The sequence below is a fragment of the Rhodoferax sp. GW821-FHT07F03 genome (assembly GCF_059418745.1).
Genome location: NZ_JBWKQM010000022.1, coordinates 25,564 through 40,824 on the forward strand (window position 1 = coordinate 25,564; position 15,261 = coordinate 40,824).

12 protein-coding genes are annotated in these 15,261 nt (G+C 59.5%); 8 read left to right on the forward strand and 4 right to left on the reverse strand.

Features of this window, described 5'->3' with window-relative positions:
- Nucleotides 1–196 precede the first annotated feature (196 nt).
- Nucleotides 197–1,561 carry a signal recognition particle protein gene (gene ffh, locus AC07R0_RS24930; RefSeq protein WP_495106906.1) on the reverse strand — a complete coding sequence of 455 codons (1,365 nt, stop codon included), beginning with the start codon at nt 1,559–1,561 and terminating at the stop codon, nt 197–199.
- An 89-nt stretch (nt 1,562–1,650) separates the two neighbouring features.
- On the opposite strand from ffh, the gene AC07R0_RS24935 reads away from it, so the two are divergent.
- The 8 genes from AC07R0_RS24935 to AC07R0_RS24970 all read left to right on the forward strand — a co-directional run bounded on the left by AC07R0_RS24935 (nt 1,651) and on the right by AC07R0_RS24970 (nt 11,826).
- Entirely contained in the window at nt 1,651–2,451 is an 801-nt protein-coding gene (locus tag AC07R0_RS24935; RefSeq protein ID WP_495106907.1) for a cytochrome C assembly family protein, read from the forward strand.
- Nucleotides 2,448–2,666, forward strand: coding sequence for a PP0621 family protein (locus tag AC07R0_RS24940; protein ID WP_495106908.1), 219 nt, complete (start codon nt 2,448–2,450; stop codon nt 2,664–2,666). Before AC07R0_RS24935 ends, AC07R0_RS24940 begins: the two co-directional genes overlap by 4 nt.
- A complete protein-coding gene (locus tag AC07R0_RS24945; protein ID WP_495106909.1) occupies nt 2,666–4,345 on the forward strand; it encodes a sensor histidine kinase in 1,680 nt (559 codons plus the stop codon). Before AC07R0_RS24940 ends, AC07R0_RS24945 begins: the two co-directional genes overlap by 1 nt.
- Before the next feature lie 2 nt (nt 4,346–4,347).
- Nucleotides 4,348–5,832 (forward strand): sigma-54-dependent transcriptional regulator, encoded by a 1,485-nt coding sequence (locus AC07R0_RS24950; RefSeq protein ID WP_495106910.1) that lies wholly within the window; start codon nt 4,348–4,350, stop codon nt 5,830–5,832.
- A complete protein-coding gene (ampD, locus tag AC07R0_RS24955) occupies nt 5,822–6,424 on the forward strand; it encodes a 1,6-anhydro-N-acetylmuramyl-L-alanine amidase AmpD (RefSeq protein WP_495106911.1) in 603 nt (200 codons plus the stop codon). The genes AC07R0_RS24950 and ampD overlap by 11 nt, the downstream gene beginning before the upstream one ends.
- A gap of 352 nt (nt 6,425–6,776) precedes the next feature.
- On the forward strand, nt 6,777–9,701 hold the full coding sequence (locus AC07R0_RS24960) for a ribonucleoside-diphosphate reductase subunit alpha (RefSeq protein WP_495106912.1): 2,925 nt from the start codon (nt 6,777–6,779) through the stop codon (nt 9,699–9,701).
- A 142-nt stretch (nt 9,702–9,843) separates the two neighbouring features.
- A complete protein-coding gene (locus AC07R0_RS24965) occupies nt 9,844–11,052 on the forward strand; it encodes a ribonucleotide-diphosphate reductase subunit beta (protein ID WP_495106913.1) in 1,209 nt (402 codons plus the stop codon).
- Between the two features lie 174 nt (nt 11,053–11,226).
- Nucleotides 11,227–11,826 (forward strand): histone, encoded by a 600-nt coding sequence (locus AC07R0_RS24970; RefSeq protein ID WP_495106926.1) that lies wholly within the window; start codon nt 11,227–11,229, stop codon nt 11,824–11,826.
- Between the two features lie 58 nt (nt 11,827–11,884).
- Here the strand turns inward: AC07R0_RS24970 and AC07R0_RS24975 are convergent, their stop codons facing one another.
- From AC07R0_RS24975 to accC, 3 genes are read right to left on the reverse strand one after another with little or no spacing between them, the layout of a single operon-like run.
- Entirely contained in the window at nt 11,885–12,970 is a 1,086-nt protein-coding gene (locus AC07R0_RS24975) for a zinc-ribbon and DUF3426 domain-containing protein (RefSeq protein ID WP_495106914.1), read from the reverse strand.
- 34 nt (nt 12,971–13,004) lie between these two features.
- Nucleotides 13,005–13,889, reverse strand: a complete 885-nt coding sequence (gene prmA, locus AC07R0_RS24980) for a 50S ribosomal protein L11 methyltransferase (protein WP_495098953.1) — start codon at nt 13,887–13,889, stop codon at nt 13,005–13,007.
- A gap of 6 nt (nt 13,890–13,895) precedes the next feature.
- Nucleotides 13,896–15,245, reverse strand: coding sequence for an acetyl-CoA carboxylase biotin carboxylase subunit (gene accC / locus AC07R0_RS24985; RefSeq protein WP_495075110.1), 1,350 nt, complete (start codon nt 15,243–15,245; stop codon nt 13,896–13,898).
- Between the last annotated feature and the right edge of the window lie 16 nt (nt 15,246–15,261).

The window sequence follows — 15,261 nt, forward strand, 5'->3', positions numbered from 1 at the left end:
GACGAAGCGTTCCAGCAACAATTCCGAGCAAAACTGGAAAGCGCAGGTATCGATGCGTCCCGGGTCACTCTGGCGGGCCCGTTGCCACGGCAAAAGTACCTGAAAAGCTATGCCCGCATAGATATCGTCCTTGATACCTTTCCCTATACCCCGGTGGAACGACCACCTGCGCTGGCAGCCCAAAAGGCTTAAAAGCCTAAAACGGCATCTTGGGCATGCCCTTCATACCGCCCATGCGCTTGAGCATCTTCATCATGCCGCCGCCCTTCATCTTTTTCATCATTTCCTGCATCTGGCCAAACTCGTTCAGCATGCGGTTGACCTCTTGCACCTGCACGCCGGCACCGGCGGCGATGCGGCGCTTGCGGGTGGCCTTGATCAGGTCGGGCTTGCGGCGCTCCAGCGGGGTCATGCTGTGGATGATGCCTTCCTTGCGTCGGATGTCGCGTTCGGCCTTGTCCATGTCCATTTGACCGGCCTTGGCGGTCATCTGGGTGGGCAGCTTATCCATCAGACTGGACAGGCCGCCCATCTGCTTCATCTGCTGGATCTGGCCCAGGAAGTCGTTTAGGTCAAAGCTCTCGCCGCTCTTCACCTTCAGGGCGAGCTTTTGCGCGGCGGCCATGTCCACGCCGGCCGTGACCTGTTCGACCAGGGCCAGGATGTCGCCCATGCCCAGCACCCGCCCAGCGTGGCGCTCAGCGTCAAACACTTCCAGTCCGTCGATCTTTTCGCTGGTACCGGCAAACTTGATCGGCACGCCGGTGACATGGCGCACCGACAGGGCCGCACCGCCACGGGAATCACCATCGGTCTTGGTCAGGATGATGCCGGTCAGCGGCAGGGCATCAGAGAAAGCCTTGGCGGTATTGATCGCGTCCTGGCCCTGCATGGCGTCGACCACAAACAGGGTTTCCACTGGCTTGAGCAGCGCGTGCAGGCCCTTGATTTCGTTCATCAGCACTTCATCGATGGCCAGGCGGCCGGCGGTATCGACCAGCAGCACGTCAAAGTAGTGCTTGCGGGCGTAATCGATGGCGGCTGCGGCGATGTCGGCGGGCTTTTGGTCAGGCGTGCTGGGGAACCACTCGGCACCGGCTTGCTTGGTGACCATCTTCAGCTGCTCGATGGCAGCAGGGCGGTAGACGTCGCCGGACACGGTGAGCACCTTCTTCTTGCGCTTTTCGATCAGGTGCTTGGCCAGCTTGGCGGTGGTAGTGGTCTTGCCCGCCCCTTGCAGACCGGCCATCAAAATCACGGCGGGTGGCTGGGCTGCCAGATTGATGTCGCTCACACCCTCGCCCATGGTGCGGCTGAGCTCACGGTTGACAATGCCCACCAGTGCCTGGCCGGGCGACAGCGAGCCCATGACCTCCTGGCCCAAGGCTTTTTCTTTCACCCGGGCAATGAAGTCACGGACCACCGGCAAGGCCACGTCGGCCTCCAGCAGGGCCATGCGCACTTCGCGCAGCATGTCCGCCACATTGGACTCGGTGATGCGGGCCTGGCCTCGGATTTCCTTGACTAGGCGGGAGAGTTTGTCGGTGAGGGCGGAGGCCATAAGAAATTTCCGGAGAGGGTTGTGCGGGTGCTGCGCAAGGCAGGCCCGCGCCAAGGACTGGGTACGGGGCGAAACGCTAAACTGTGCCCATGATTTTAACGACTGCGCCCTTCGCCAACGTGCTGCTGTGCGTGGCTGCCGCTCTGGCCTATGCGGTACCCGCGCTAGGCGCCCCGCACCTCAGCATGCGGGCCAGCAAAAGCGCGTTGTGGCTGGCTTGGCTATTGCACGGGCTGGCACTCAGCATAGGCTTATTTAACTCGCCACCGCACTTCGGCTTTGCCCCGGCCTTATCGGTCACGGCTTGGCTGGTGCTGACGGTATATGCGGTTGAAAGCCATCTGTTCCCGCAGCTGGAGGCACGCTGGGCCCTGGCCGGACTGGGGGCGGTAGCGGTACTACTGGCCTTGTTGTTTCCGGGCAGTTCACTGCACGACATTGCCTCGCCCTGGCTGCCTCTGCACTGGGCCCTGGGCATTGCGTCCTATGGCTTGTTTGCGGCGGCGGTGGTGCACGCCTGGCTGATGACCCGGGCCGAACGGCAGATGCGCAACGCCGCAGAAGCACCCAGCGGCCTACCCTTGCTGACGTTGGAACGGCTGACGTTCCGGCTGGTCACGGCGGGCTTTGTGCTGCTGTCCGCCACTCTGCTGGTGGGCTGGTTTTTTGACGAACAGCTGTATGGAGTACATGGCTGGCGATGGAGCCACAAGACCGTGTTTTCGCTGCTGTCCTGGTTGACCTTTGCGATTCTGCTGCTGGGGCGCAGCCGCTTTGGCTGGCGCGGGCGCAAAGCCGTGCGGGTGCTGTACATAGGCGCCGGCCTGCTGTTGCTGGCCTATGTGGGTTCGCAGTTTGTACTGGAAGTGGTGTTGAGGCGCGGCATATGAAGCTATTGCTGGTCTTGCTGGCCGTATTGTTCGGCGTATGGCTGTGGCGATCAAGGCGACTCGCCGAACGCCCCCAAGCGCCGCGCCGCCCTGCGGAGTTGCAAAACATGGTGACTTGCCGGGTCTGCGGCGTACATCTGCCGTCCACCGAGGCCATCCACACGGCGCACGGCGCTTACTGCGGCGAAGCACACCGCAAGCAGGCAGAAGGGTAATGGCAAACACCACCCCCACCCTGCAGGCCCCCAGCGCGCCGCTGGCGCTGGCACGGGTCTGGTACGGGTTCATGACAGCCCGGGTCAGCATTGCGCTGGCTATTCTGTTGCTGCATGTCTCACTGTGGGCTCTGGGCCAGGATGTATCACTGTGGATGCTGCTGTTCTGCGTAGGCTATTTCGCCAGCACCCTGGCGGTGCGCCTGCGCGTGCACCCCAGCGGCGATGCACAGCCGCCGGCCCGCTACTGGGCCGGCACGGTCGGCGTGGATGCGCTGGTGTTCTCCATTTTGCAGCTGCTGGAGTCCAGCAGCATCAACTACAGCCCGCTGCTGGCGCTGCCAGTACTGCTGGCCGCGGTGCAGGGTTCGCGCCGCATTGCCCTGGGTACGGCGGCCGGCATGACCCTGCTGTTGCTGCTGGAAGCCTGGTGGACGTCCCACCACAGCGCGGACGGTACCGCCCGGTTGGTGCAAAGCGGGCTCACCGGCATGGGGTATTTCGTGGTGGCCTTCCTGGTCAATCAACTGGCAGCCCGACTGGAGGGCGAAGAACAGCTAGCCTTGCGCAGCCAGATGAACGCACAGCTGCAGACCCGCGTCAATGAATTGGTGATCGAAACCCTGGCCGACGGTGTGCTGGTGGTCGATATCCACGGCGCCACCCGTACCGCCAACCCGGCAGCCCGCTGGCTGCTGGGAGCAGAGGCAGGCCCTCCGCTACTCTTGTCCAGTGAGCCCGGTTGGCGCACTCTGCTGGCGCTGGCGCAAAAGACGTTTGCCACGGAGAGCCCCCAGAACGGTGACATCAGCATCCACGCGACGGGCAAAAGCCCGCGCCGCGTACGGGTCCGCACCCGCATGACGGTGGCGCAGGCCGCTCGCACGGAAAGCCTGTGCGTGCTGTTTTTGCACGATCTGCGTGAAATTGAGGCCCGGCTACGCACTGAAAAAATGGCCGCCATGGGCCGTATGTCGGCCGCCGTAGCCCATGAAATCCGCAACCCACTGGCCGCCATTACCCAAGCCAACGCGCTATTGGAAGAAGACCTGACAGACCCGGCCCACCAGCGGCTGACGCATATGGTGCAACAGAATGCATTGCGGCTGTCCAAGATCGTTGATGAAGTGCTGGGTATTGCCCGCCTGCAGCACTCCGGCACCGGCCGGCCACCGCAAACCCGTCTGGACGAAGCCATCAACAACATTTGCGCCGATTGGACGCAACAGGACGCGCGCCGCCAGCAAGTCAAGGTTACCCCTGCCACTCTGGGCATGCCGGTGGACTTCGATGCCGACCATTTGCGGCGCGTACTGCTGAATCTGCTGGACAACGCCGCACGCCACGTCAGCACACAGCCCGAGGCCATCCAGGTCAGCACCAGCCTGTCGGCCAACCAGCAATCGCATCTGCAAGTCTGGAGTGACGGCCCAGCTCTGGAGCAAACCGTAGAGCAGCATTTGTTTGAACCTTTTTTCAGCTCTGAGAGCCGCTCCAGCGGACTGGGTCTGTATATTTGCCGGGAATTGTGCGAACGCCACCGCGCCAGCATCGGCTACCAGCGTGCGACGCGGGTGCGCAATGGCCAGGAAGTACAAGGCAATGAGTTTTTTGTGCAATTCCGCCCGCCCAAGCCAAGCAGCCTGGCGGCACGTCCTTTAGATATCCAACCCGTCTGACCATGGCCTCATCCAGTGCATCCTCCCCGGCATCCGTCTTGGTGGTGGATGATGAACCCGATTTGCGCACGCTGTATGAGCTGACCTTGCTGCGCGAGGGCTACCGTATCGACACCGCAGCCGACCTGCAAGAGGCCCGCCTGATGCTGGACCAGCAGCGCTTCGACGTCGTGATCACCGATATGCGCCTACCTGACGGCCTGGGGAGCACACTATTGCACAGCCTGAAAGCCCAGCAACGCGCTGAGCGCGTCATCGTCATGACCGCCTACGGCTCGGCCGAAAATGCCGTGGAGGCACTGAAGGCTGGTGCTTTCGACTACCTGACCAAGCCGGTGGACCTGAAGCAATTTCGCACCGTGGTGGCGTCGGCGATCCAGGACAGCAACCGAACACAGCGCACCGCCCCCCCGAATGAAAAGGAGCCCCAACGCACAGCTTCCGGGAACAGTGCGCTACAAAAATTGGTGGGCACCTCGGACGCCATGCAGCAAGTCAAGCAGCGCATCATCAAGGTCGCGCGCAGCATGGCACCGGTACTGGTTCGAGGCGAATCAGGCACCGGCAAAGAGCTTGTGGCCCAAGCCCTGCACGCCAACAGCCACCGCGCCGCTGGCCCACTGGTGGCGGTGAATTGCAGCGCCATCCCCGAGAACCTGCTGGAAGCCGAGTTCTTCGGTGCCAAAAAAGGCTCGTACACCGGTGCCACGCAAGACCGACAAGGTTACTTCCAGGCCGCCCGCAATGGCACCTTGTTTTTGGATGAAATTGGCGACCTCCCCCTGGCCATGCAGTCCAAGCTGCTGCGGGCCATACAGGAGCGCAGCGTACGTGCCCTGGGCTCGGTCCAGGAAGAGGCGGTAGACGTACGCATCGTCAGCGCTACGCACAAGGACCTGGCCGCCGATGTCAAGGCCGGCCGCTTCCGCCAGGATTTGTACTACCGCTTGAATGTGATCGAGATCGCCATCCCGCCACTACGCGAGCGCCGCGGAGACCTGCCGTCGCTATGCGAGGCCTTGCTGGAGCGCATCGCACAAGAGTCGGGCATGCCGCCACCGCGCCTATCCTGTGAACTGCTGGAGCAGTTGGCCAACCACCCGCTGGGCGGCAATGTGCGTGAACTTGAAAACCTGCTACACCGCGCGGTCGCCATGGGTGATGGTGAAGCCTTGCACCTGGACCTGGACTTTGAACCCACGCAGGACATGGGCTTGGTACCGCTGCCCGAAACCTCATCAGAGCCGACGGCCCCCGCCGATCCCGGTATCTCGTCAAGTCCCTGGACCCTGGACTCGGTCCCCTCTGACCTGCAGGCATTTCTGGACCGGCAGGAGCGAGAGATCCTGGTCAAGGTACTGCATGAAACAGGTTTCAACCGCACAGCGGCAGCCAATCGCCTGGGACTGAGCCTGCGCCAGATACGCTACCGCATCGAACGGCTCAACATCGCCACTCCGCAGGACAACGAGCCCCATGACGCCTAAAGCAGCAACCGAGCCCAGCCGCCCCCTGTGGTCAAACGGCTGGTACCGTTTTGCCCACCAGCAACGCTCGCCAAATTACGGCCCACGCCCACCCCAGGCACGCATCGACCTGGTGGTGATCCATTCCATCAGCCTGCCGCCGGGGCAATATGGCGGAGACGAGGTGATGGCATTGTTCGCCAATACGCTGGACTGGGACGCCCACCCCTATTTCAACAGCATCCGCGGGCTGCAGGTATCTGCCCACTTCTATATACGCCGCAATGGCGAGCTGTGGCAGTTTGTGAGTACGGACGACCGAGCCTGGCATGCCGGGGTATCCCAGTACCGGGGGCGCAGCAACTGCAACGATGACTCCATAGGTATCGAACTGGAAGGCCTGGAAGGCGACAGCTTCGAAGCCGCGCAATATGAAACCCTGACCAGTCTGGTTCCGGCCATCGCACAAGCCTATCCGATACGCCATATCGCAGGCCATGAACATATCGCCCCAGGCCGAAAAAAAGACCCAGGAACCGGCTTCAGCTGGCCAAGGCTGCAACGCGGAACCGGTTGGGACGCCCGTTATTTCCCGCTCGGCACCGGACTCTGAGAAATATTTTTAGCTTGCTGGCTGCGGCCAGATACACCCGGACACATGCCTCACCCCAGGAATTACGCTGCCAAACAAGGCAAATCCGGCGAGAACCCGCATCCAGCCTAGGTTTTTCTGCCGCAGACAAGGCAGTACAACACTTGCCGGAGGGTTGCACTCCGTGCTCAAACAAAACCCGACACGCAAGGCGCTATTCGCAGGGCGGTACACTACCGGTAGTGGCTTGAATTGATTTAAGACCCTATATATAGTGTCCAGCCAGTGCTACGAAGCACCTCAGTTTCGCTGCGGCGGTTGCCATTACCGCCCATTCCACTCTTCATACTGTCCCAAAAGTCCAAAGGAAGCTATGCAAACCGCGTTGAACACCCCGTCTACCGTCCCCCAGCCACACTCCACGCTCCACGACGCAAGCCATGGCGACGCCGCAGTGCAAGGTACGCTGGCCCACTACCAGGTCATCCGCCGCAATGGCGCAGTCGTGCCTTTTGAGCCGGGCAAAATTGCCATCGCCATGATGAAAGCCTTCTTGGCCGTGCACGGCACGCAAGGCGCAGCATCAGCCAGCGTGCGCGAAGTGGTGGACGCGTTGACGCAGGGCGTGATTCGGGCTTTGGTGCGCTCGCGTCCAGGCGGCGGTACCTTCCATATCGAAGACGTGCAGGACCATGTGGAACTGGGCCTCATGCGCGGCGGCCACCATGAAGTCGCGCGCGCCTATGTGCTGTACCGCGAGCGCCATTCCCAAGAGCGTGCCAAACAAAGCGTTGAACAGGCACCAGCAGCCCCCGTGCTGCATGTACTGGACGCGGGCCAACGCGTGCCATTGGACACGGCACGCTTGCAACAACTGATCGAACAGGCCTGCGCCAACCTGGGCGGCGAAGTGACGGCCGCCCCCATCGTGGCGGAAACCATGCGCAACCTGTACGACGGCGTGCCCATGGAAGAGGTCTACAAGGCCGCCATTCTGGCTGCCCGTACCCTGATCGAAACCGACCCCGACTACACCTACGCCACCGCCCGCCTGCTGTTGCACACCATTGCCAAAGAAGTACTGGGCAAGGACGTCACGCAAGCCGAACTGGCACAGGAATACGCCAACTACTTCCCCAGCTATATCCAAAAGGGTGTAGACGCTGAACTGCTGGATGCCAAGCTGCTGACCTTCGACCTGCAAAAGCTCGGCGCGGCACTCAAGCCCCAGCGCGACCTGCAGTTTGATTACCTGGGCCTGCAGACCCTGTACGACCGCTATTTCCTGCACATCCGCAAGACCCGCATCGAACTGCCACAGGCCTTCTTCATGCGCGTAGCCATGGGCCTGGCCCTGAACGAAACCGACCGCGAAGCCCGCGCCATCGAGTTCTACGAAGTCATGTCGGCGTTTGACTTCATGTCCAGCACGCCCACGCTGTTCAACAGCGGCACGCTGCGCCCCCAGCTGTCGTCCTGCTATCTAACCACCGTGCCCGACGATCTGGACGGCATTTACGAGTCCATCAAGGAAAACGCCTTGCTGTCCAAGTTTGCCGGCGGCCTGGGCAACGACTGGACCCGTGTGCGCGCCCTGGGCAGCCACATCAAAGGCACGAATGGCGAATCGCAAGGTGTGGTTCCCTTCCTGAAGGTTGTAAACGACACCGCTGTCGCGGTGAACCAGGGCGGCAAGCGCAAGGGCGCGGTCTGCACCTACCTGGAAACCTGGCATCTGGACATCGAAGAATTCCTGGAGCTGCGCAAGAACACCGGCGATGACCGCCGCCGCACCCACGACATGAACACCGCCAACTGGGTGCCGGATCTGTTCATGCGCCGCGTCATGGAAGGCGGCAGCTGGACGCTGTTCTCACCCTCCAACGTGCCCGACCTGCACGACAAGTTCGGAGTCGATTTCGAAAAGGCCTACACCGCCTACGAAGCCAAGGCCCAACGCGGTGAAATCAAGCCTTCGCGCACCCTGCCAGCGAGCGACCTGTGGCGCAAGATGCTGACCATGCTGTTCGAAACCGGCCACCCCTGGATCACCTTCAAGGATGCCTGCAATGTGCGCAGCCCACAGCAGCATGCCGGTGTGGTGCACTCATCCAATCTGTGCACAGAAATCACGCTGAACACCAGTGATGACGAAACCGCTGTGTGCAACCTGGGGTCGGTCAATCTGCGCCAACACATCACCAACGGCCAACTCGACCACGCCAAGCTGCAAAAGACCATTTCCACGGCCATGCGCATGCTCGACAACGTGATCGACATCAACTACTACGCCGTCAAAAAAGCCCGCGACTCGAATATGCGCCACCGCCCGGTTGGCCTGGGCTTGATGGGCTTCCAAGACAGTCTGTACGCGCTGCGCATCGCCTATGCCAGTGAAGGCGCTGTGGCATTCGCAGACACATCGATGGAAGCCATCTGCTACTACGCCTACTGGGCATCCAGCGAGCTGGCCAAAGAGCGCGGCCAATACTCCACCTACAAGGGCTCCCTGTGGGACCAGGGCATCCTGCCACTGGACACACTGGACCTGCTGGCCCAAGCCCGCGGCGGCTACGTAGACGTGGACCGTTCGGCAACACTGGACTGGGACGCGCTGCGCCAAAAAATCAAGGCCGACGGCATGCGCAACTCCAACTGCGTCGCCATCGCCCCTACGGCCACGATTTCCAACATCATCGGCGTGGATGCATCTATCGAGCCCTGCTTTGGCAACCTGTCCGTCAAGTCCAATCTGTCCGGCGAATTCACCGTCATCAACAGCTACCTGGTACATGACCTGAAGCGCTTGGGCCTGTGGGACAACGTGATGCTGATGGACCTGAAACATTTCGACGGTTCACTGCAATCAATTGACCGCGTACCAAACGAAATCAAGGCGCTGTACCGCACGGCCTTCGAAGTGGAAACCACCTGGCTGGTCGAAGCTGCGTCACGCCGCCAGAAATGGATAGACCAAGCCCAGTCGCTCAACATATACATGGCCGGCGCCTCCGGCAAGAAGCTCGACGACACCTACAAGCTGGCATGGACGCGCGGCCTGAAAACGACTTACTACCTGCGTACCCGCAGTGCCACCCACGTGGAGAAATCCACTGTGGCGGCAGGCCGCATGAATGCAGTTTCGTCAGGTCAAGCTCCTGGGCAAACCATGAGCGCGGTCGATGCAGCCGCAGTCGCAGCACGCCAGCAAATCAACGCCGATGCACTGGCCACCAGCCCTGCAACCGACATCAAGTTCTGCGCCATCGACGACCCAGGCTGCGAAGCCTGCCAATAAATCCAAGCCTGCTTGCCACGCATCGTGAAACCTTGTTTTCACGATGCGCATGAGCAACACAAACGGCACAAAATAGCAGCGTTGAAAATGAACGCTTTTCATTTTGTGACGCTGCTCTCATAATCCTAGCATTGGAAAATTTATGTTGACCTGGGACGAAGAAGTCACGCCCTCATCGCCATCTGCAGCGCAAAGCGGTTTACCCATCAACCGTGAGGCATCACACGCCGTTTTTTCGGCTACACCTACATCCGCACCAGCTGCAACACCGGTTGCCGTCCAGGCCACTGTGGCCACAGCAGCAGCACACGTCACCGCACAAGCTACGGCTGCACGTCGCGTGAATGCCGCCGACAAACGCATCATCAATGGTCAGACCGATGTCAACCAGTTGGTGCCTTTCAAATACAAATGGGCCTGGGAGAAATACCTGGCCTCCTGCGCCAACCACTGGATGCCGCAAGAGGTCAACATGACCCGCGACATCGCGCTCTGGAAAGACCCCAACGGCCTGACAGAAGATGAACGCCGTATCGTCAAGCGCAACCTCGGCTTCTTTGTCACTGCCGACTCATTGGCCGCCAACAACATCGTGCTGGGCACTTACCGCCACATCACGGCGCCCGAATGCCGCCAGTTCCTGTTGCGCCAGGCGTTTGAAGAAGCCATCCATACCCATGCCTACCAGTACATCGTGGAATCGCTGGGCCTGGATGAAAGCGAAATCTTCAACGCCTACAACGAAGTCGCATCCATTCGCAACAAGGACGAGTTCCTGATCCCCTTCATTGAAGCGATCATGGACCCGAATTTCCGTACGGGCACTCCAGAGAACGACCAAACCCTGCTGAAGTCATTGATTGTGTTTGCATGCCTGATGGAAGGCCTGTTCTTCTATGTCGGCTTCACCCAGATCCTGGCTTTGGGTCGGCAGAACAAGATGACGGGTGCAGCCGAGCAGTACCAATACATCCTGCGTGACGAGTCCATGCATTGCAACTTTGGCATCGATTTGATCAACCAACTCAAGCTGGAGAATCCGCACCTGTGGACTGCTGAGTTCAAGACCGAGATCAAAGACCTGTTCATGAAAGCCGTCGAACTGGAATACCAGTACGCAGAAGACACCATGCCGCGTGGTGTGCTAGGCATGAACGCATCCATGTTCAAAGGCTATCTGCGCTACATTGCCAACCGCCGTGCGACCCAGATCGGCCTGGAAGCCTGCTTCCCGCACGAAGAAAATCCATTCCCATGGATGAGCGAAATGATCGACCTCAAAAAAGAGCGCAATTTCTTTGAAACCCGCGTGATTGAATACCAATCGGGCGGTGCGCTCTCCTGGGATTAAGCTTTTCTTGCCCCATGCTTTCCAACAATGCGCAAATCACCACTCGCCTCCACGGGCGAGTAGATGTTTGCGCTCCCGAGTACATGGTGCTGGGCATTGGCCCAACACCATGCATCGCTTGATGCCAACCAACCGGCAGCAAGTGCTCTTTGTAAACAGATCAAGGAGAAAATAATGGCAACTGCAAAAAAACCAGCCGCAAAAAAGGCTGTTCCCGCAAAGAAAGCGGCTCCCGTGAAAGCGGCAGCAGCCAAAAAAGTAGCGGCTGCTAAGCCCGCTGCAAAGAAAGCGGCACCTGTGAAGGCTGCGCCAGCAAAGAAAGCTGCCGCGCCCGCCAAGAAGGCTGCGCCTGCGAAAAAAGTAGCGGCTCCGGCCAAAAAAGCTGCTGTCGCGCCAGCAAAGAAAGCTGCACCAGCCAAGAAAGCCGCACCCGCCAAAAAGGCAGTTGCAGTCAAGGCTCCAGCAGCCAAGGCCGCTCCCGCAAAGGCTGCAGCCAAGAAGGCCGCACCCGTAAAGGCAGCAGCAAAAAAGGCCGCTCCTGCACCCAAGGCAGCAGCCAAGAAGGCAGCACCCGCCAAGAAAGCCGCTCCTGCGAAGAAGGCAGCTGTTGTAGCCAAGAAAGCCCCTGCGGCCAAGAAGGCCACGAAAACGGTAGCAAAAAAAGCTACAAAGGCCCCTGCAGCGAAGCCTGCGCCTGCCCCCGCAGCATCTTCGGCACAGACCACGCTCAATCCACAAGCTGCTTGGCCGTTTCCAACCGCAAGCAAACCCTGATCGAACAAGACTTGTTCGTCTCAGGCCTGGCATCGCAAGATGCCAGGCCTTTTTTACTTCAGGGGTAAAACGCCAGCAAGCGGTAGCCGACGATATGGGACTTCATGGCATTGTCCAACACCTGCACATCGACCGATGTTGCCCATTCCCGTCCTGCAAATAACAATCGGGATGCCCCGCCGAAATCCGATGGGGACAGCACGCGACGGAACAACGCCTGCTCATCACCATCCGTCAGCACGAACTCCAGTGCAGGCATCGCCAAATCAACCATCGCATGATTTTTTAACACCAGGCTCAAATGGTAAGCGTCGTTATGCGCAACACTCAGCGATGAACTGTCGATGGCAATGGACTCTATATGTCGCAGCGCCTGCACCTCGCACCCCAACAACCCACACGCAGACTGGAACCATGGTTTGGTGGACGACCAACTGGCAACAATACGGTCCCGCCCGTACATCAGCACCTGCAAGCCCAACAGCAAGCCCAGCAACCCCACTCCCAACAAGGTGCCCCAGCGTACAAACCGCGTCTGACCATCGCTTGGAGGAGTTGGAGCCCGGGCAAAGGAGTAATTTGCAGCCAATGACTCTACAGAGGGTCCAGGTGCAAAAAGCACAGGTGAAGACAATGGCTGCTCTTCAAGCTCTGGCGCATCTTCAGGCTCCGCCTCAAGCTCCGCTTCAGGCAGCACATTTACGTCAACTTGGTCGACAACCGGGAAAACATCCGACTCCTGGCCCCCAGCAGCCTCTATATCCGGAGGAAGTAGTGGTGCCGCAGGCCCCTCTTCGGGCTCCTCGGGTAAGACATCTTCTTGAACGGGAAGCACTGACGACACCGATGCCTGATTCAGGTAATTGGTAAACGACTCAGGCTCAGTAGGATTCAAATACGGAGCATGGGGTAGATCCGCATCTACTCCCACACTTTCTACAGGTGCAGCATCAAGAACGGGAGCGACAGCAGCACCTAAAACCGCCGTCCCTGGCATCGCCATCTCACCTTGCTGAAGATCGCTGGAGGCATCAAAAACCTCTGCACATTGACCACAACGTACCCAGCCCTCGGAAATCCTGAGCTGGTCAGGAACAACCTTGAACTGCGTACCGCAAACAGGACAACGTGTAATCAAGGCCATAGACTTTTACAGTTCCAGCCAACAGTAGCATGCGCTACAAGCTTGCCGTCATCAGCACCCAACCGTCTTCCCGGTCCGATACGTCCAGCTGCGCCCAAGGCGCATAAGCCTGTTTCAGCTCTTCCGACTGGCGCTCCAAAATGCCGGCAAGCACCAATGAGCCGCCCGGTGCCACATGGGAACACAGCAAGGGCGCAAGCACCTTCAATGGCGTTGCCAGGATATTGGCAAGCACCGTTTGGTACTGCCCCTTGGCGCGGTCCGGCAAACCAGCATGCAGTTGCACGTGGTTTGCATGTGCATTGAGAACCGTGGACTCCACCGCTGCATCGTCAATATCGACGGCATCAATTTCTGCCGCACCAAACTTGGCTGCACCAATAGCCAAAATGCCAGAACCACAACCGTAGTCAAGCACTCGAGCCAGGCGACTCGCCTCCTGGCCCGCAATCCAGCGCAAACACATACGGGTTGTGGGATGGGTTCCCGTACCGAATGCCAAACCCGGATCCAGACGAATGACACGCGTCGCCTGTGCCGGTGGCTCGTGCCAAGTAGGCACAATCCAGAACGTAGGTGTGATTTCCACCGGCGCAAACTGCGACTGTGTCACGCGGACCCAGTCCTGCTCGGGCACGACAGCCACACCCAGCACGCTGCAATCGACAAAAAAGTCTTGTGCCGTCAAAACTTCAGCAGCATCGCGCGCCAAAGCCTCGTTAGCAAACAGCGCCTGAATACGGGAGCGCTGCCAACCGTCCTGCGGCGGTGGCATGCCGGGCTCGCCAAACAGCGCCTGTTCGGCATCGGTTTGCGCGTCTGCATCTTCCACGCTCACGCTCAGGGCATCCAGAGCGTCCAGCGCATCGCTGAGCATCTCCACCCGGTCTTGCGGGCACATCAGACTGATTTCAAACATCGGCGCTTACCGTTTGTGCTGAGACAGCCACTCTTCCAAGTAATGGATATTGGTGGCACCGGCCATGAACTTGGCATCCACCATCAACTCGCGGTGCAACGGGATATTGGTATTGATCCCTTCGACCACCGTCTCCAGCAAGGCCGTACGCATGCGGGCCAAAGCCTGCTCACGGGTGTCGCCGTGCACAATGATCTTGCCGACCATCGAGTCGTAGTTCGGTGGCACGTAGTAATTCGTATAAACATGCGAATCCACCCGAACACCCGGGCCACCCGGTGGATGCCACATGGAAATTCGCCCCGGAGATGGGATGAATTTGTAAGGATCTTCCGCGTTCACACGGCATTCGATCGCATGTCCACGGATTTCGATCTGGCGCTGGGCAAACGGCAGTTTCTCACCGGCAGCCACCATGATCTGGGTGCGCACAATATCGATGCCAGTGATCATCTCGGTTACAGGATGCTCAACTTGCACCCGGGTGTTCATTTCAATGAAATAGAACTCGCCGTTTTCGTACAGAAACTCGAACGTACCCGCACCGCGATAACCTATCTTCTTGCACGCAGCAACGCAGCGCTCGCCGATACGCTCGATCAGCTTGCGTGGAATACCAGGCGCAGGGGCTTCTTCCAGTACCTTTTGGTGGCGGCGCTGCATGGAGCAGTCGCGCTCGCCCAAGTAGACGGCATTCTTGAACTTGTCCGCCAGGATCTGAATTTCAATGTGGCGTGGGTTCTGGAGGTATTTCTCCATATACACAGCGCCATTGCCAAATGCAGCCAGGGCTTCCGCCTTGGTCATCTGGACGGCATTGACCAATGCGGCCTCCGTGTGCACCACACGCATGCCACGACCACCGCCGCCGCCCGCCGCCTTGATGATGACTGGATAACCCACAGCTTTCGCAGTACGGCGAATAATGACCGGATCATCCGGCAACTCACCTTCCGAGCCGGGCACACAAGGCACACCGGCCTTGATCATGGCCTGCTTGGCAGACACCTTGTCACCCATGGTGCGGATGTTTTCCGGAGTTGGGCCGATGAACTGGAAGCCGCTTTTCTCCACGCGCTCTGCAAAATCAGCGTTTTCACTCAGAAAACCATAGCCGGGGTGAATAGCCTCGGCATCCGTGACTTCTGCCGCCGAAATCAGGGCTGGCATATTCAGATAACTCAGAGCCGACGCCGCCGGGCCAATGCACACAGCCTCGTCGGCCAGCTTAACGTACTTGGCGTCACGGTCGGCTTCAGAGTACACCATGACCGCCTTGATACCCATTTCGCGGCACGCGCGTTGGATACGTAGGGCAATTTCGCCGCGATTCGCAACCAGTATTTTTTTAAACATGCTCTACCAAATCCTG

What these genes read in the sequence shown, in the direction of transcription:
- ffh (WP_495106906.1), bottom strand. Translation starts at nt 1,561, where the DNA reads ATGGCCTCCGCCCTCACCGACAAACTCTCCCGCCTAGTCAAGGAAATC.
- AC07R0_RS24935 (WP_495106907.1), top strand. Translation starts at nt 1,651, where the DNA reads ATGATTTTAACGACTGCGCCCTTCGCCAACGTGCTGCTGTGCGTGGCT.
- AC07R0_RS24940 (WP_495106908.1), top strand. Translation starts at nt 2,448, where the DNA reads ATGAAGCTATTGCTGGTCTTGCTGGCCGTATTGTTCGGCGTATGGCTG.
- AC07R0_RS24945 (WP_495106909.1), top strand. Translation starts at nt 2,666, where the DNA reads ATGGCAAACACCACCCCCACCCTGCAGGCCCCCAGCGCGCCGCTGGCG.
- AC07R0_RS24950 (WP_495106910.1), top strand. Translation starts at nt 4,348, where the DNA reads ATGGCCTCATCCAGTGCATCCTCCCCGGCATCCGTCTTGGTGGTGGAT.
- ampD (WP_495106911.1), top strand. Translation starts at nt 5,822, where the DNA reads ATGACGCCTAAAGCAGCAACCGAGCCCAGCCGCCCCCTGTGGTCAAAC.
- AC07R0_RS24960 (WP_495106912.1), top strand. Translation starts at nt 6,777, where the DNA reads ATGCAAACCGCGTTGAACACCCCGTCTACCGTCCCCCAGCCACACTCC.
- AC07R0_RS24965 (WP_495106913.1), top strand. Translation starts at nt 9,844, where the DNA reads ATGTTGACCTGGGACGAAGAAGTCACGCCCTCATCGCCATCTGCAGCG.
- AC07R0_RS24970 (WP_495106926.1), top strand. Translation starts at nt 11,227, where the DNA reads ATGGCAACTGCAAAAAAACCAGCCGCAAAAAAGGCTGTTCCCGCAAAG.
- AC07R0_RS24975 (WP_495106914.1), bottom strand. Translation starts at nt 12,970, where the DNA reads ATGGCCTTGATTACACGTTGTCCTGTTTGCGGTACGCAGTTCAAGGTT.
- prmA (WP_495098953.1), bottom strand. Translation starts at nt 13,889, where the DNA reads ATGTTTGAAATCAGTCTGATGTGCCCGCAAGACCGGGTGGAGATGCTC.
- accC (WP_495075110.1), bottom strand. Translation starts at nt 15,245, where the DNA reads ATGTTTAAAAAAATACTGGTTGCGAATCGCGGCGAAATTGCCCTACGT.